The organism is Baia soyae (assembly GCF_004341445.1).
Taxonomy (GTDB): Bacteria; Bacillota; Bacilli; order Thermoactinomycetales; family Thermoactinomycetaceae; genus Baia; species Baia soyae.
Map to the genome: position 1 here is coordinate 76,949 of NZ_SLXV01000004.1, position 15,491 is coordinate 92,439.

General features: G+C 41.9%; 18 protein-coding genes and 1 pseudogene. 6 read left to right on the forward strand and 13 right to left on the reverse strand.

Annotated elements, in window-relative coordinates; genetic code table 11:
- Window positions 1–2: 2 nt before the first annotated feature.
- From rpsO to rimP, 10 genes are all read right to left on the reverse strand, one after another.
- Window positions 3–272: a 30S ribosomal protein S15 gene (gene rpsO / locus EDD57_RS02385; RefSeq protein WP_131847882.1), complete on the reverse strand. Its 270-nt coding sequence runs from the start codon at window positions 270–272 to the stop codon at window positions 3–5.
- 125 nt (window positions 273–397) lie between these two features.
- The gene (locus EDD57_RS02390) at window positions 398–1,348 is read right to left on the reverse strand and encodes a bifunctional riboflavin kinase/FAD synthetase (RefSeq protein WP_165873638.1); all 951 of its coding nucleotides are present in this window, start codon (window positions 1,346–1,348) and stop codon (window positions 398–400) included.
- 1 nt (window position 1,349) lies between these two features.
- Window positions 1,350–2,258 (reverse strand): tRNA pseudouridine(55) synthase TruB, encoded by a 909-nt coding sequence (gene truB, locus EDD57_RS02395; RefSeq protein WP_131847884.1) that lies wholly within the window; start codon window positions 2,256–2,258, stop codon window positions 1,350–1,352.
- Entirely contained in the window at window positions 2,255–3,232 is a 978-nt protein-coding gene (locus EDD57_RS02400; protein WP_131847885.1) for a DHH family phosphoesterase, read from the reverse strand. The genes truB and EDD57_RS02400 overlap by 4 nt, the downstream gene beginning before the upstream one ends.
- On the reverse strand, window positions 3,229–3,585 hold the full coding sequence (gene rbfA / locus EDD57_RS02405) for a 30S ribosome-binding factor RbfA (RefSeq protein ID WP_072332583.1): 357 nt from the start codon (window positions 3,583–3,585) through the stop codon (window positions 3,229–3,231). Before rbfA ends, EDD57_RS02400 begins: the two co-directional genes overlap by 4 nt.
- A 56-nt stretch (window positions 3,586–3,641) precedes the next feature.
- Window positions 3,642–6,380, reverse strand: coding sequence for a translation initiation factor IF-2 (gene infB / locus EDD57_RS02410; RefSeq protein WP_131847886.1), 2,739 nt, complete (start codon window positions 6,378–6,380; stop codon window positions 3,642–3,644).
- 5 nt (window positions 6,381–6,385) lie between these two features.
- Window positions 6,386–6,688 (reverse strand): YlxQ family RNA-binding protein, encoded by a 303-nt coding sequence (locus EDD57_RS02415; RefSeq protein WP_131847887.1) that lies wholly within the window; start codon window positions 6,686–6,688, stop codon window positions 6,386–6,388.
- Window positions 6,681–6,959 (reverse strand): RNase P modulator RnpM, encoded by a 279-nt coding sequence (gene rnpM, locus EDD57_RS02420; protein ID WP_131847888.1) that lies wholly within the window; start codon window positions 6,957–6,959, stop codon window positions 6,681–6,683. Before rnpM ends, EDD57_RS02415 begins: the two co-directional genes overlap by 8 nt.
- Before the next feature lie 41 nt (window positions 6,960–7,000).
- A complete protein-coding gene (gene nusA, locus EDD57_RS02425) occupies window positions 7,001–8,077 on the reverse strand; it encodes a transcription termination factor NusA (RefSeq protein ID WP_131847889.1) in 1,077 nt (358 codons plus the stop codon).
- A 22-nt stretch (window positions 8,078–8,099) separates the two neighbouring features.
- Complete coding sequence (gene rimP, locus EDD57_RS02430) at window positions 8,100–8,567, reverse strand: ribosome maturation factor RimP (RefSeq protein WP_131847890.1); 468 nt, start codon at window positions 8,565–8,567, stop codon at window positions 8,100–8,102.
- Window positions 8,568–9,071: 504 nt separating this feature from the next.
- On the opposite strand from rimP, the gene EDD57_RS02435 reads away from it, so the two are divergent.
- The 6 genes and pseudogenes from EDD57_RS02435 to EDD57_RS02460 all read left to right on the forward strand — a co-directional run bounded on the left by EDD57_RS02435 (window position 9,072) and on the right by EDD57_RS02460 (window position 12,835).
- Complete coding sequence (locus EDD57_RS02435; protein WP_131847891.1) at window positions 9,072–9,851, forward strand: glycosyltransferase family 2 protein; 780 nt, start codon at window positions 9,072–9,074, stop codon at window positions 9,849–9,851.
- Window positions 9,852–10,024: 173 nt separating this feature from the next.
- The gene (locus EDD57_RS02440; protein ID WP_131847892.1) at window positions 10,025–10,726 is read left to right on the forward strand and encodes a hypothetical protein; all 702 of its coding nucleotides are present in this window, start codon (window positions 10,025–10,027) and stop codon (window positions 10,724–10,726) included.
- A gap of 65 nt (window positions 10,727–10,791) precedes the next feature.
- Complete coding sequence (locus tag EDD57_RS02445) at window positions 10,792–11,568, forward strand: FkbM family methyltransferase (RefSeq protein WP_243649414.1); 777 nt, start codon at window positions 10,792–10,794, stop codon at window positions 11,566–11,568.
- Between the two features lie 141 nt (window positions 11,569–11,709).
- Window positions 11,710–11,943: pseudogene (locus EDD57_RS15090) on the forward strand (transposase); the annotation flags it as partial.
- A 23-nt stretch (window positions 11,944–11,966) separates the two neighbouring features.
- Window positions 11,967–12,245, forward strand: coding sequence for an IS3 family transposase (locus EDD57_RS15095; RefSeq protein WP_165873639.1), 279 nt, complete (start codon window positions 11,967–11,969; stop codon window positions 12,243–12,245).
- Window positions 12,155–12,835, forward strand: a complete 681-nt coding sequence (locus EDD57_RS02460; RefSeq protein ID WP_131847893.1) for an IS3 family transposase — start codon at window positions 12,155–12,157, stop codon at window positions 12,833–12,835. The genes EDD57_RS15095 and EDD57_RS02460 overlap by 91 nt, the downstream gene beginning before the upstream one ends.
- A gap of 118 nt (window positions 12,836–12,953) precedes the next feature.
- On the opposite strand, the gene EDD57_RS02465 is transcribed toward EDD57_RS02460, so the two are convergent.
- The 3 genes from EDD57_RS02465 to EDD57_RS02475 form a co-directional block, all read right to left on the reverse strand.
- Complete coding sequence (locus EDD57_RS02465) at window positions 12,954–13,463, reverse strand: GNAT family N-acetyltransferase (RefSeq protein WP_131847894.1); 510 nt, start codon at window positions 13,461–13,463, stop codon at window positions 12,954–12,956.
- Between the two features lie 70 nt (window positions 13,464–13,533).
- Window positions 13,534–14,484, reverse strand: coding sequence for a CPBP family intramembrane glutamic endopeptidase (locus EDD57_RS02470; RefSeq protein ID WP_243649417.1), 951 nt, complete (start codon window positions 14,482–14,484; stop codon window positions 13,534–13,536).
- A 39-nt stretch (window positions 14,485–14,523) separates the two neighbouring features.
- Window positions 14,524–15,474, reverse strand: coding sequence for a CPBP family intramembrane glutamic endopeptidase (locus EDD57_RS02475; protein WP_131847896.1), 951 nt, complete (start codon window positions 15,472–15,474; stop codon window positions 14,524–14,526).
- Between the last annotated feature and the right edge of the window lie 17 nt (window positions 15,475–15,491).

The window sequence follows — 15,491 nt, forward strand, 5'->3', positions numbered from 1 at the left end:
AACTATCGACGTAAACCAAGTCTGCCGATCAACTCGCGGTAGCGAGCGACATCCTTGTTTTTAAGGTAAGTAAGCAAGTTACGACGATGACCTACCATTTTTAAAAGTCCACGACGGCTGTGGTGGTCTTTTTTATGGTCTTTTAAGTGACCGTTCAATTCATTGATGCGATAGGTCAACATAGCGATTTGCACTTCTGGAGATCCAGTATCGCTTTCGTGAGTTTTATACTCACTGATGATTTCACGTTTTTTATCCAAAGACAAGCTCATTAGCATGTCACCTCCTGTTTTATTACCGAAAACCCCTGTAACCCAGATTGTCGTCGAGGCAATCGAGCGATCCGAGCTAAGGTTGCATCAGTATACCTGAAGCATTATATCATAGAGAACCTTTGTTATACAAGGGAAGTCGAAGTATGTGTAGATAGCCACCCTACAGCCTGTTGCCTATCTAGTCGAATCTGATCCACTAATGCATCCATAGATGGGAACTTCTGCTCAGGACGAATATAGTGAAGGTATTCAATATCTAATACTTGATCATACAAGTCTCCTTGAAAATCAAGAAGATGGACTTCATATCGCTCTCTTGGTACTGGATCTGTAAAAGTTGGGCGAATCCCGATATTCATAATCCCATAACTTTGACTTTGCCCATGAAAAACACGAACAACATACACGCCACGATTCGGAGGAAAATAGGAATATAATTCTTGTAAATTAGCTGTTGGGAAGCCCATTAATCTCCCCCGCTTATCTCCGTGTATGACCGTACCTCTCGTTCGATATGGACGACCTAACATTTGATTAGCTAGCTCGACCTGTCCAGTGGTTAAAGCTTCTCGGATTCGCGTACTGCTGACTGGAACCTGATCAATTAGCACAGGCCCCACCTGCCTTGTCACAAACCGACCTTGCCCAAGTCGTTCTAAATCTTGAGGTGTTCCTGCTGCAAAACGGCCAAATCGGTAATTAAAGCCCGTTACAACCCCAACTACTCCCAGTGGAAGCAAAATCTCTTCCACAAATTGATCGGCAGAAAGCTTTGCAAACTCCTCATCAAATTTCATAATATAAGCGTGCTGAAGTCCGTGTTCCTCAAAGAGTTGCATTTTCTCGGGAAGAGGGGTCATAAAGCGCAAATTAGCTTCATTCCCTAGCACTTCACGAGGATGGGGGGAAAATGTCATCACAGCTGGCTTTGCTTGTAGCTCTTCTGCTAATCGGCTCGCTTCCGCTAATACAGCCTGATGTCCCAAATGAATTCCATCAAAGTAACCTAATGCCATCACAACTCGCCCGTTAATCACTTGTCGTATAGGGTACGTAATATGATTCCTTTGCATACTATTCCACATCCCGAAATACTTTTTCCGGCTTTGCTATGCCATCCTCCACCAACCGATAAATGGCACAAAATCGCCCTGCTTCTGTATACACTCTTATGAGTTCCGCATCACGTGTCACTAACTGGTCCACTCGAATCGGCTTGCCGTCTAGCACATCGCGTCCTTCTTGCTCGGATATCACTAAACTAGGAAAATGGGAGATCGCCTCTCCAATGGGAACCAGCGCATCATCCAGACGGCCCTTTGCTTGTAAATCTGCCACTTCTTCCAAAGTAAAGCAAGACTCCAAATGAAAAGAACCGCTCTCTATACGTGTTAAAGAGGTCATATGAGCGGGTGTATCCCAAGCTTTTCCGATATCTACGCACAAAGTTCGTACATATGTGCCTTTGGAACACAATACATCAAACTCGATTTCAGGATACTCTCCATTTTGAAAATCGATACAGGTTAACTCATAAATGGTCGCTTTACGTGGTTTACGTTCCACGACCTTCCCCTCACGCGCTAAATCATACAGACGCTTCCCTTGAACCCTTACAGCCGAGTACATAGGGGGAATCTGCTCAATCTCTCCTAAAAAAGAAGAAAATATTTGCTTGATTTCTTCTTTCACAAGAGAGCGATTGAAAGGCTTATCTTCGATAACCGTACCTGTCTGATCTTCTGTATCAGTCGCGATCCCCAACTTTAGTCTACCACGATAACGCTTTGGCAAATCCTGAATATATTCAACCACCCGTGTACCTTGGCCCAAACAAATAGGAAGCACGCCCTCCACTTCTGGATCGAGCGTGCCCGTATGTCCTACTCGTTTCTGACCAGCAATGCGACGGATGCGTCCCACCACATCATGAGAAGTCATCCCACGGGGTTTATAGATGGGAAGAACACCGTGCCAAGTCATACTGGCAAGCCTCCTAAACGCTCATAAATTGCGTGTAAAACTTGTTGCTCTACTGCTTCCATCGACTTCTCATCCATGGAGCACCCAGCAGCTCTAGCATGACCGCCGCCACCAAAACATTTTGCCACTTCTGCTACATCCACTAGCCCGCGAGAACGAAGGCTCACTTTAAAATGATCACTTTCTTCGCGAAATAGGATTCCAACATCTACCCCTTCAATGTTACGGGCGTAATTGACAATCTCTCCAATATCATCTGAAGTAGCATGTAATTCTTTAAAATCATCCTGAGTTAATACCATCCAAGCCACTTTTCCATTAAACGAAAGCGTCAATGTCGATAAAGCGACTTGGAGTAGTTGTAACTCCCTAAACGAAACCGTTTCTAACAGACGATCGGCTAGGTGGTGACCTTCGATTCCCATACTAACTAACTTAGCGGCTTGCATGAGAACTTTGGGAGAAGTATTCGAATACCGAAAACCACCTGTATCCGTCAGCAATCCGGTATAGAGAAATGTTGCCATCGTTCGATCAAGCGGAAGCGCTAACTCTTCCATCCAGTCCATTAGGATCTCCACAGTAGAAGACGCATTTGGCATCACAATATTTACTGCACCGTATAAATCATTGGTCGCATGATGATCAATATTGCAAATCTGTACGCCTTCTGAAAACAGATGACGTACCTTTCCAATACGTGCTTCATCCGCACAATCAAGGGCAAGTACATATTGAAATCGCCTTCCAATCTCTTCTGCTGGCTCAATCTGATCCGCGTCAGGGAGAAACAGATACCGATCAGGCACATGGGAATCATTGGCCAATGTAACGGTCTTCCCTAACGATTTACAGATCCAAGCTGCTGCTAAAGTGGAACCAATGGCATCACCATCTGGATGAAGGTGCCCTGTAATTAATACATGGTCCGTTGATTGGATGAAGCGAGTTGCATCTGAAAACGAATTCATCATGCATCTTGCTCCGGTGTCTTTACATCATTTAGCAATTTGGAAATATGAGCATGATGCTCCAGAGATTCGTCCATCACGAAGACTAACTCTGGAGTATGACGCATGTGGACACGACGGCCCACTTCAGAACGCAAGAATCCTTTTGCTTTTTCTAAACCATGCAGGGAATCTTGTTTTTGTTCCGCACTACCAAACACACTAATGTAAATTTTAGCGATGGATAAGTCTCCACTCATCTCAACATCTGTAATGGTAACAAATCCAATACGCGGGTCTTTCAATTCTTGTTGCACAATTAAACTTAACTCTTTCTTAATCTGTTCACCGACTCGGCTCACTCGGATGCGTGCCAAGATCAGCACCTCCTCCGTCTAGACAAATGTGATATCGGCATCGAAGAGATGCAGGGCTATTTCCGCTCCACTTCTTGGATCACGTAAATTTCGAGCTGGTCTCCTTCTTGGATATCATTATAATTTTCCAAGGTAATGCCACATTCATACCCTGTAGCCACTTCTTTTACGTCATCTTTAAAGCGTTTCAATGCATCCACCTTACCGTCGTGAACAATAATACCTTCACGAATTATGCGGACTTTGCCATCACGGACTACTTTACCTTCCAAGACGTAACAACCTGCAATCGTACCAACTTTAGACACTTTGAAGGTTTGACGTACTTCTACCAAGCCAAGAACTTTCTCTTCATACTCAGGGTCTAGCATTCCCTTCATAGCAGATTCGATTTCTTCTAGGGCTTTGTAGATGATTGTGTGGAGACGAACATCTACACTTTCCTTCTCGGCAGCAGTACGAGCATTGTTATCAGGACGTACGTTAAATCCAATGACGATCGCATTAGAAGCAGAAGCAAGAGTAATATCTGACTCTGTAATCGCTCCTACACCGACATGAATAATTTTTACCCGAACTCCCGCAACTTCAATCTTCTCTAAAGAGCCGCGCAATGCTTCAGCAGAACCTTGTACGTCTGCTTTGACAATGATATTGATTTCTTTAACTTCGCCTTCTTGGATTTGTTTAAATAGATCATCCAAGGTTACACGACTTCTAGATCCACGATCTTCTTCACGCTGTTTCATCTCACGGCGATCTGCAATTGCACGAGCTTTTCGCTCATCTTCAAACACCATAAATGGATCTCCAGCACTTGGCGCTTGAGGCAATCCTAAGATCTCAACTGGTGTAGAAGGAAGAGCTGTTTTTACTCGGCGACCACGATCATTTACCATCGCACGGATCTTACCGAAGTAGTTACCTACTACGACTGCATCCCCTACATGTAAGGTACCATTTTGTACAAGAATGGTTGCAACAGCACCACGTCCTTTATCTAACTCAGCCTCGATTACGACACCGCGAGCACGTTTATTCGGGTTCGCTTTATATTCTTGAACCTCTGATACTAAGAGAACCATTTCGAGCAATTCTTCAATACCTTCGCCCTTAATAGCAGCAACTGGTACGAAAATAGTATCTCCGCCCCATTCTTCAGGGACCAGTTCATATTCTGTCAACTGTTGCTTAATACGGTCTGGATTTGCATCTACCTTATCCATTTTGTTTACAGCAACAATAATCGGTACACCGGCAGCTTTCGCATGGTTGATCGCCTCAATTGTTTGTGGCATTACACCATCATCAGCCGCAACAACTAAGATTGTAATATCGGTAACTTGCGCTCCGCGGGCACGCATGCTCGTAAAGGCAGCATGGCCCGGAGTATCGAGGAACGTAATTTTTTTATTATTTACATCTACTTGATAAGCACCGATATGTTGAGTAATTCCACCTGCTTCTCCGGACGTTACATTGGAAGAACGAATCTTATCCAATAAGGTCGTTTTACCATGGTCTACATGTCCCATAATGGTAACAACTGGTGGGCGCTCTTCAAGGTTTGCATCCTCATCTGATTCTGTTACGTCTTCGAATAAAGACTCATCAATCTCTTCCTTGAAGGTAACTGGGATTTTAAACTCTTCCCCGATTACTGCCATGGTCTCTACATCGATTTCTTGGTTAATGGTAGCCATGATTCCTGATTTGATTAAGCTACGAATTACCTCAGAAGCCTCTTTACGAAGCAATCTAGCAAAATCTCCTACTGCAAGAGGTCCAGAAACCACGATTTCTTTTGGCAGTACAGGGGCGATCTTCTCCTTCGGAGCCTGTCTTCTACCCTTCTTACCAAATCCTTTACGTGGACCTGAACGAGGTCTAGAGTTCTTTTCATCCGAATCATAGGAACGGCTATGTTTTTTGGCTTGCTCCTTCTTCGATGCAAATGGACCACCTGCACCTGTAGTCGGACGAACATCAGGCGCTACAAAGGCAGCCGGACGTTGACTGTTTCCGCCTCCTGGACGTGAGCCGCGATCTCCTCCTGGACGTGGACCCCGGTCGCCTCCTGGACGTGGACCACGATCGCCTCCTGGACGTGGACCACGATCGCCTCCTGGACGTGGGCCGCGATCTCCGCTTGGACGTGGACCTCGGTCGCCTCCTGGACGTGGGCCGCGATCTCCGCTTGGACGTGGACCTCGGTCGCCTCCTGGACGTGGGCCGCGATCTCCGCTTGGACGTGGACCTCGGTCGCCTCCTGGACGTGGGCCGCGATCTCCGCTTGGACGTGGACCTCGGTCGCCTCCTGGACGTGGGCCGCGATCTCCGCTTGGACGTGGACCTCGGTCACCACTCGGACGTGGGCCGCGATCTCCGCTTGGACGTGGACCTCGGTCACCACTCGGACGTGGGCCGCGATCTCCGCTTGGACGTGGACCTCGGTCGCCACTCGGACGTGGGCCACGATCTCCGCTTGGGCGTGGACCTCGGTCGCCACTCGGACGTGGGCCGCGATCTCCGCTTGGGCGTTGGCTACTTTCACTATTGTTTCCTTCGGTGTGTTTTGGAGTTGTTGCCTCTCCCTGAGGCTTGCTCTCGCTTGGTTTTGCGTTTGCTTCCTCTTTTACTTTTTTGTTAAATTGCTCCACTTTTTGTATCATTCCTTCGTCCATCACGCTCATGTGATTATTAACTTTCGTGTTCATTCTCTCTAGAATCGTGAGAACTTCTTTACTACTCATATTTTGCGCTTTGGCGTATTCATACACACGCATCTTAGCCATCCCAGTCATCCCTTTTCAATTGATTCTTGAAGCATTCGGGCAAACCCTGGATCTGTAATTGCTATGACGACACGTTCTGGTTTGCCAATAGCAAGCCCCAACTCCTGTCTTGTACCAAATCGGAGCAGCGGAACTTGATAAGTACTACACTTATCTGTTATCTTCTTCTCTGAATTTTGGGCCGCGTCTTGCGAAAGAATCACAAGGCGCGCCTTTTTCGAACGTACTTCTCGCAGAACGAGATCTTCCCCTGATACTACTTTTCCAGCCCTCATCGCGAGTCCAAGGCGCTGAATAAATTTACTCATCGTGAATCACCGTCTTCGCGTACTCTCGTAACTGATCATACAAAACTGGATCAACTTGAACCTTCAAAGCTCTCTCGATTGCTTTTCGTTTTTGTGCTAAATCAATATAGTCTTCTTTCGCACAAAGGTATGCTCCTCGTCCTGACTTTTTACTTGTAGGGTCGATTAGCACTTCGTTATCGGGTGTACGAACGATGCGAATGAGACTTTTTTTAGGAAACATCTCTTGCGAAGCGATACATTTTCGTAAAGGGATTTTCTTTTGTTTCAAACCCTACCACCTCCCTTATTGAAGATCCATGGAGTGGCTCTTTATGATTCTTCAGTCGGTAAATCCGAATCTGAGTCTAAATCAGAACCTGCTTCTGATTCACTTTTTATATCAATTTTCCAGTTAGTCAGTTTCGCTGCCAAACGGGCATTTTGACCCTCTTTCCCGATAGCTAGTGACAATTGATGATCTGGAACGATCACACGTGCCATTTTTTCTTCTTCGTAGATCGTCACAGAGGTTACTTTGGAGGGGCTAAGAGCATTGGCAATCCATTCATCCATCTCTTCTGACCAACGAACGATATCAATTTTCTCACCTCGTAGCTCATTTACCACTGTTTGTACACGAACGCCTTTGTGACCAACACAAGCACCGACTGGATCCACATTCGTATCCCTCGAATAAACAGCAATTTTTGAACGGAGACCCGCCTCTCTAGCAACGGAACGAATTTCCACAATCCCTTCAAAAATCTCTGGTACTTCTAATTCAAACAAACGCTTCAACAACCCTGGATGTGTGCGTGATACAAAAATTTGCGGACCCTTTGTAGATTTCTCCACTTTGGTTACATAGGTCTTCACACGATCTCCATGTTTAAAGCGTTCGCCTGGCATTGTCTCATTATGTGGAAGAATCGCTTCCACTCTACCTAGATCGATATAGTAGTAACGATTATCAGTACGTTGAACAATGCCCGTCACAATATCATCTTCACGTTCAATAAAGTTTTGATAAATGATACTGCGTTCCGCTTCCCGAATCCGTTGTGTAACCACTTGCTTTGCTGTTTGAGCGGCAATCCGGCCGAAATCAGCAGGTGTTACCTCAATTTCAACGATATCCTCTAATTCAAAAGAAGGATTAATCTCTTTTGAAGCATCAAGAGAAATCTCAAGTCTTGGATCGAGAACATCTTCTACTACATTCTTTCTGGCAAATACACGAACTCTTCCTGACATCCTGTCTATATCTACTCGTACATTTTGAGCAGAGTGAAAGTTGCGTTTATATCCAGAAATCAGTGCTGCTTCTATCGCTTCGATCAAAATATCTTTACTAATTCCTTTTTCTTTCTCTAATTGACCGAGAGCCTCGATGAACTCAGCATTCATCGCCTTGGTTCCTCCCTTCGCGCTAAAACACAATGGCAAGTCTTGCTTTTGCCACTTTACTGCGCGGTATCTCAATTTCTTTTCCTTGAACGTCTACAGTTAAATAGTCAGTTGTTGCTTCTTTTAAAACACCTTCAAACGCCTTTGTTCCATCAATCGGTTCGTATGTACTAACATAAACATTCTTTCCAATCGATTTTTGATAGTCATTTTCTTTTTTCAAAGGACGTTCCGCTCCTGGAGAGGACACTTCCAATATATATTCTGCCCCTGGCACGGGATCGTGTTCATCAAGAAGAGCGCTCACACAACCACTCGCCCTGGCACAATCATCCAGATCGACTCTGCCTTCATCGTTTTTATCTATAAAAACTCGAAGAAAATAGTTAGATCCTTCCTTCTTGTACTCTACTTCAACTACCTCTAATTGAAGCTCTTCAAGTGCTGGTGTCACTAACTTCTCTACTGTCGCTACGACATGGCGGCTCAAAGCCAACCCTCCTTACGCTACTCACAGCCTACTTTTTACCCACTAGCAAACGTGAAAGAGTGGGTAAGCACCCACTCTTTCCTCATCAGCCGTATCATTCTAAGTATAGCCAAGATGATTATATCACAACCACAAAAAGGCACGCAATCACAATTATCTGACGAGATAGTAGCTCATCAAGGTTCTGGATGCACAGAAAAACCAAGTAAGGAGATCCATCTTTTCGGATCATGTACAAAGCTTCTACGCCGGCAATTTTTTATTCATATATTCATAGAATATAAGGAATCATACTATTTTTAGAGGAAGTTATACACTAGATCAACAAACCTTTTTTTTGACAAAGCCTCTTTTATGCATTAAAACCCACACCTTTTTATTCATATATTCATAGAATATGAAGATCACACTATTACTAGAATAAAAGGAATGATATTGGATATAAACATCATTTTTATAGCTTCGTGAATTAGGATTTTAAAACTAAAAAAGGAGCGGGATTAGTTGGCAACTTTAATATCCCATTTTTACAACGAAGAGTACTTGCTTCCATGGTGGCTACAGCATCATCTCCGATTATTCGAACATGGTATTCTAATCAATAATGGCTCTACAGACCGATCAGTGGAAATCATCCGTTCTCTGGCACCTCATTGGGAAATCGTTGATTCACCGTCGGGAAGTGTTTTTCATACACCACAGGTTGAGCAAGAAGTAATGGCGATTGAAGAAAGAGTACAAGGCTGGAAGGTAGTTTTAAATATAACAGAATTTTTTTGTTGTTATAAAATGGACTTAGATGAAATGATAAGAGATTTCGAAGCACAAGGCTCGGGGATGTACAAACTCGAAGGAATTATTATGGCTGATCCTCCTGCTTTTGCTTATCAAGAACCAGATTATAACCTTCCTTTAGTTTTACAAAGATATCACGGTTGTTTTTTTGAAGAATGTCCGTATGGGACAGTTGGTCATAGATTGAGATTTATGCATAAGCATCCTAATGGTTGGTATACCCCAGGTAGACACACATCAGCTCATCCAAGAATCGAATATCCTCTAGAAAAGGCTTTCCTCCTGTGGTATGGATGGAGCCCATGGAATGAAAATTTACGAAAACGCAGATTGCAAATTGGCCCAACTATGACGTGTAGAGGGCACGGAGGCGGTCATGGATGGAGCGCTGGCCAAATGGACATGGTGTACTCCATATTGTCTAATGTTACCACAGACCTTCGTACACGCCCCGAATTCCAAAAAATGTATGAGAGCTGGACCTTTTGATAATCAAGTTCTGATGCAAAAAGTGAGGTAAATGAAAAGATAGCTAGAAAGGCCTCTTAAACTAGGGATTCTAAGATACCAGATTGAGAGGTTTTTATAAGTTTTAATTCTTGCTGCATCTTCCAAGTTTAAGAGGCCTTTCCCATTTATTTTTATTGGAAAGGAGAAAAAACATGCAATCTAGTATTCCCATTGCGATTCTTGTATTTAATAATTTAACTTACTTGAGAAATACGTTGAACCAGTTGCAAAAATGGGTTCCAGCCAATGATGTATGGATCATGGATCATGGATCAACATATCCGCCTCTACTAGAGTTTTACCAATCAGAAAAGTGTTCTCAATACAAAGTCTTTAAAATTCCTAATACTGGTCCTCGACATATTTTCCAATCTAAGATTTTAGGTCTTCTGCCAAACTATTTTGCAGTTACTGATCCAGATCTCTCTCTGAATGAAAACATGCCAGCAGGATTTTTGCATATTTTAGCAGACTTAACAGATCACTTCAATGTATATAAGGCAGGATTAGCTCTTAGTATTGCACCTGAACCTGATTTTGATGAAACATTAACATTTCCACTTACGGGAGCTACCGTCAGGGAAGTGGAACAAGGTTATTGGAGTGATCATCTTCTTCTACCTCCATATCTTGAAGGAGTACCCATTTACAAAGCCGCTATCGATACAACGTTTGCTGTTTATAACAAGAAATTTGCTCGTAACGGTTTTTTTGATTCCATTAGAGTAGCAGGAATTTATACTTGTAAGCATTTGCCGTGGTATAAAACAAATATAGTACCAGAAGCAGAGGATGAATTTTATAGAATGAATACTAGGTGGTCAAGCTATAACCATAATCGAAGAAGAGGTTGAATTTTATAAAATGAATACTAGGTGGTCAAGCTTTTCCAATTAAATCAAGGGGAGTGTGGCTAATAGTGAGTACAAGGTCTGTTTCTAAAAGAACAGCACAATTCAACGTGATAGCCAGTCCACATAGCGAACTTGTATGGAATTTAATGGGTAGTAATGGTTGGGAAGAGCATACATTTAACATTCTAGACAGATTTTTAAGTGTGGACCACACCTATCTCGATATAGGCGCCTGGGTTGGACCCACAGCTTTATATGGAGCACACTTATCCAAACATGTATATGCTATCGAGCCTGATCAAGTTGCTTTTGCGGAATTCAAACAAAATCTAGATTTAAACCCCCTACTCTCTTCAAAGACAACTCCCATTAATGCCGCCCTATCTGGAAAATCAGAAACTATTAATTTATATAGTAATGGTGCCTTTGGTAATTCCATGTCTAGTATTATGCCAACGGGTTCAGATGATTCATATACAGTAGAAGGTATTACTATAAGTGATTTAATGAACAAGTACAATATCAATGATTTGAATTTTATAAAAATGGATGTCGAAGGAAGTGAATACTTCTTAGTTCCGGCCATGGAAGAATTTTTAGAGTCAGAAAAGCCAACTTTATACCTCTCTTTTCATCCTCCATTCCTTATAGGAAATCTTCATCGAGAATATCCGGATGTAAATGAAGCAAACAACAAATTTAACGAAATAAACAGAAATTTATTAGAAATTCTGCGAATGTATAAGTATATCTATGATGTTCATGGAAATTCTGTCAGTGAAGAAATTGTACTAAATGAGCGTCATCATAGAGAATTTGTCTTCTCGAATGAACCTTGGTAACTACAAGAAGCTCAAAACAATTTAACTTTATGATGTATTCGTATTGGTATTAGTATAAGGTAGTGGACACAACCAAAAAGACAGATACAATAAAACCTGAAAGGTTGTGGCCCCCGATGAGCAAACACCACCCAAGAATTTAAAGATACAATCGTTGAGCTTTATCACAATGGCAAATCTGGAGCAGAAATAACACGCGAATATGGTATTAGCAGAGCAACAATCTACAAGTGGGTAAACGATGCAAAAGAGATCTCAGTCGGTCAACAGTCCGTTACTTCTTTGGATGTAAAGCAGTTCCAGGCTCGCATTCGACAACTTGAAATGGAGAATGGTATTTTAAAAAAGGCTATGACCATATTCGCCAAGAGATAGGCCCCACAAAACTTGCTTATTTCGTGAAATCCCAAAATCGCTCCTACCCTCTTCGAACGGTTTGTGAAGTCTTAGGACTTCACAGGAGTAGCTATTATTTCTGTACATCTCCTCGTAAATCAGGACGGTTCCAATGTGAAAATAGGCAGCTTGAACGTGAGATCAAGCGCATTTACCATGCGCAAAAAGGGATCTACGGTGCTCCCAAAATATATGCAGAGTTGAAGCGAATGAATGCCTTGCCGTTCGTCTACAGTCTCAAGCGTATTCAACGTATCATGAGACGACTAGGACTCCGGTAGTACTAAAGAAATATCGACCTTTCAGGTCGGATCGAAAGGTCTATCAAGGTGGACAAGATCTATTAAAACGGGATTTCCATTCATCCAAGCGAAACGAGAAGTGGGTAAGTGATATCACTTACGTCCACACATCCCGCGATGGTTGGTGTTATCTTGCTTCTATTATGGATCTAGCAACCAATAAAATTGTCGGCTGGCATTTCAGTAAAACGATGGACAAAGAATGTGTATTGCAAGCTCTCGATCATGCCATAGCAACTCAGAAACCAGCTAAGGGATGCATCCTTCATTCTGACCGCGGAAGCCAATATACCAGCAACAAATATCGTCACACAGTAAATACGAATGGCTTTAAGCAATCCTTCTCAGCCAAAGGATGTCCCTATGATAATGCTCCTATTGAAAGCTTTCATGCTATCTTCAAAAAGGAATTTGTCTACTTAACCACCCTGCATTCTTACGAGGATGCTAAAATTAGAATTTTTCAATTTATTGAGGGCCGTTATAATCGAAATCGTATTCACAGTGGGATTGGTTACAAAACCCCACAACAAATGGAGGATTTCCTCCATTCACACATAGCAGTTTGATTGTCTATTATTTTCTGTCCACTAACTCGACATAGATCCAGTCTACAGTCTGAAGAGTGGGTAAGCACCCACTCTTTTCTCATCAATCGTATCATTAAAAAGCACGCAATCAACATTATCAGACAAGATAATAGCTCATCAATATCTCATCTGCATACGTTCCATCCTCATATTTCATCGCTCGTGGCCTTTCTCCTATGACTTTAAATCCTAATTTTTGATAAACGTGTTTCGCACGGTCATTGTGTTTTATAACAGTTAGTTGAATCTCTTCCATTTCATTCTCTTTTGCCCATTCAAATAATGCTTCTATTAATTTAGTTCCAACCTTTTGATTCCAGTACGATTTTCGAACCGCTATCCCCATCGTTCCAATATGACGAACACGAGAACGTCTCAGACGATTGCAATTTAGTGAACCGACAATCTCTCCTTCTATCTCAGCCACAAGTAATACGTTTCCACTTGCCTCAAAGCTTTTAATCCACTTTTCTTCTGAAGCTACATCTTCCACTTTCATCTCTTCTGGGGTTATGATGAGGTAAGGAGACTCTTCTGCTATATTTCTTCCATAATCTAATAATTTCTCTGCATCTGAAACTTGTGCCCTGCGAATAATTAATTCCATAAATAGACTCCTTTTATTCAAAAATAGGTAAATTTTATCTATTCTATCCTACAAATACATTCGGCACAAGCTAAAAAAACAGACTAAACAACATATTCATAAACATATGAAGTGCACTAGCCGCCCATACAGACTTAAATACTTCGCGAAATATCCCAAAAATAATTCCTGTAAAAAAGAGAGGGAAAAAGGAAGCTACATCCACATGATAGAGAGAGAAAAGAAGTGCTGTAAGGATAACCGAAAAAATTCTACCTACATAATGGGTAAACAACGTTTGTAAGTATCCGCGAAATAAAATTTCTTCTGCAATGGGTGCTAATAAACATACCGCTAAAAATGTCAAAGCCGCATTCGAACTTGCAGAAGAACTACTTACAGACGAAAATGCATTCATCGTAGCATCTGTGTTCATTTGATACGAATTTTTAATCGAGTTTTCACGGTCTGAATATTGATCAATTCCCAAATAGCTATTGATATAAATTCCTACGGATTGTACAACTTGTATCAATCCAAAAGCAAAAATGATTGCAAAGAATAGAAGTGTTTTTTTGATCGGGGCGTGGAACCCAATTAGTCTGAATCGCTTTCGGTTTAAGCAGAGCCCTACAATCACACAAGATGTGAAAAACAAGATCATCCGGGTATTATATATATTTTCTATAAGCCACGGCACATAAATCCAACTACAGAAAATAGCTAAATCCACCCACCTTAATCGATGAATCATTCGACGTTCTAGATAAAATCGCTCCGTGAATCCGAATATAACAAAGAGTGAAAATGTAAGGAAACCCAATATATAAAGCATGAGGCACAGCAAAGCCTCCAAATCATCTGGTGGTACTTCTCTAAATCTTAAAAGGTTCTCATCCGTATACGTTACCTCAATAAACAAAAAACGAATAAAAAGAGTGCTCCAAAAGCAAATCATCGTCATCCAAGCAAATACAGCTCTATATTTAGAGTCTTCGGGAGCATTTGTTAATTTCTGATATTGAGATTCTGTAATAAACACTACATCCAAGAAGTCTCCTCCCATCAAACAACAAAACTGTTACCAGGAAAACACGTCGTACATACAACTAACCGTGTTACCAAATATATGTAACGCGCTAGCTGCCCAAACGGAGTTAAATATCTCACGAACCAAACTTAAAATAATACCCATTAGAAAAAGAACCAAGAAGTAAGGAACATCAATATGGTAGAGTGAAAAAATAATAGATGTAATCAAGATGGACCAAACTTTTCCTACATGACGAGTGAATAGAGTCTGTAAGTATCCTCGAAATATGATTTCTTCGCCAATCGGTCCTACTAAGCAGATAGCTACCCAGCTGATGCAAAAAGATAGTAATGCACTAGCTATTTTGCCCTCATCCCCTATTTTACCTAGCAGTTGAAGGGATTCCGTAAGCCATTCCTCGCGTTCCGAATATGTATCAATTCCAAGTGCAGTCGTAACCTCAAATCCTAAACCATCCACAATGGGCATATACAAAAGCGAACCCAACACGATAAGAAGTAGTAATCTCTTTTGGACAGGAGCCTGAAAACCGATCACAGATAGTTGCTTGAAATGTAAGCAAATCCCAACTACTATACAAGCCGTAAAGAACAATAGAAAATTTAGAGGCACATACATTTCTATATACCAAGCAAGATAAATCCAACTACAAAAAACAGCAAAATCGATCCATCTTAACCGATGAGCGGTTTGTGATTCTAAATCAAATCTCTCTATGATTCCTAAGATAAAAAATAGTAAAAACGTGACCAAACCAATATTCATACCTATTCGAAAAATCTCAATATCATCGATATATATTGGCAAATGCGTAAATCTCCAAAGATGCTCTTTTGTATAAGTCACATCGATAAAAACAAAATCAATAAAAAGGAACATCCAAAGAATCATCATCGTGACCCAAGCAAAAACAGCCCGAAATCTCGAGATCTTCGGAGTGACCTTCAACGGTTCCGTAACGGAAACTGTATTCAACACGATTTTCCCCACCTGTA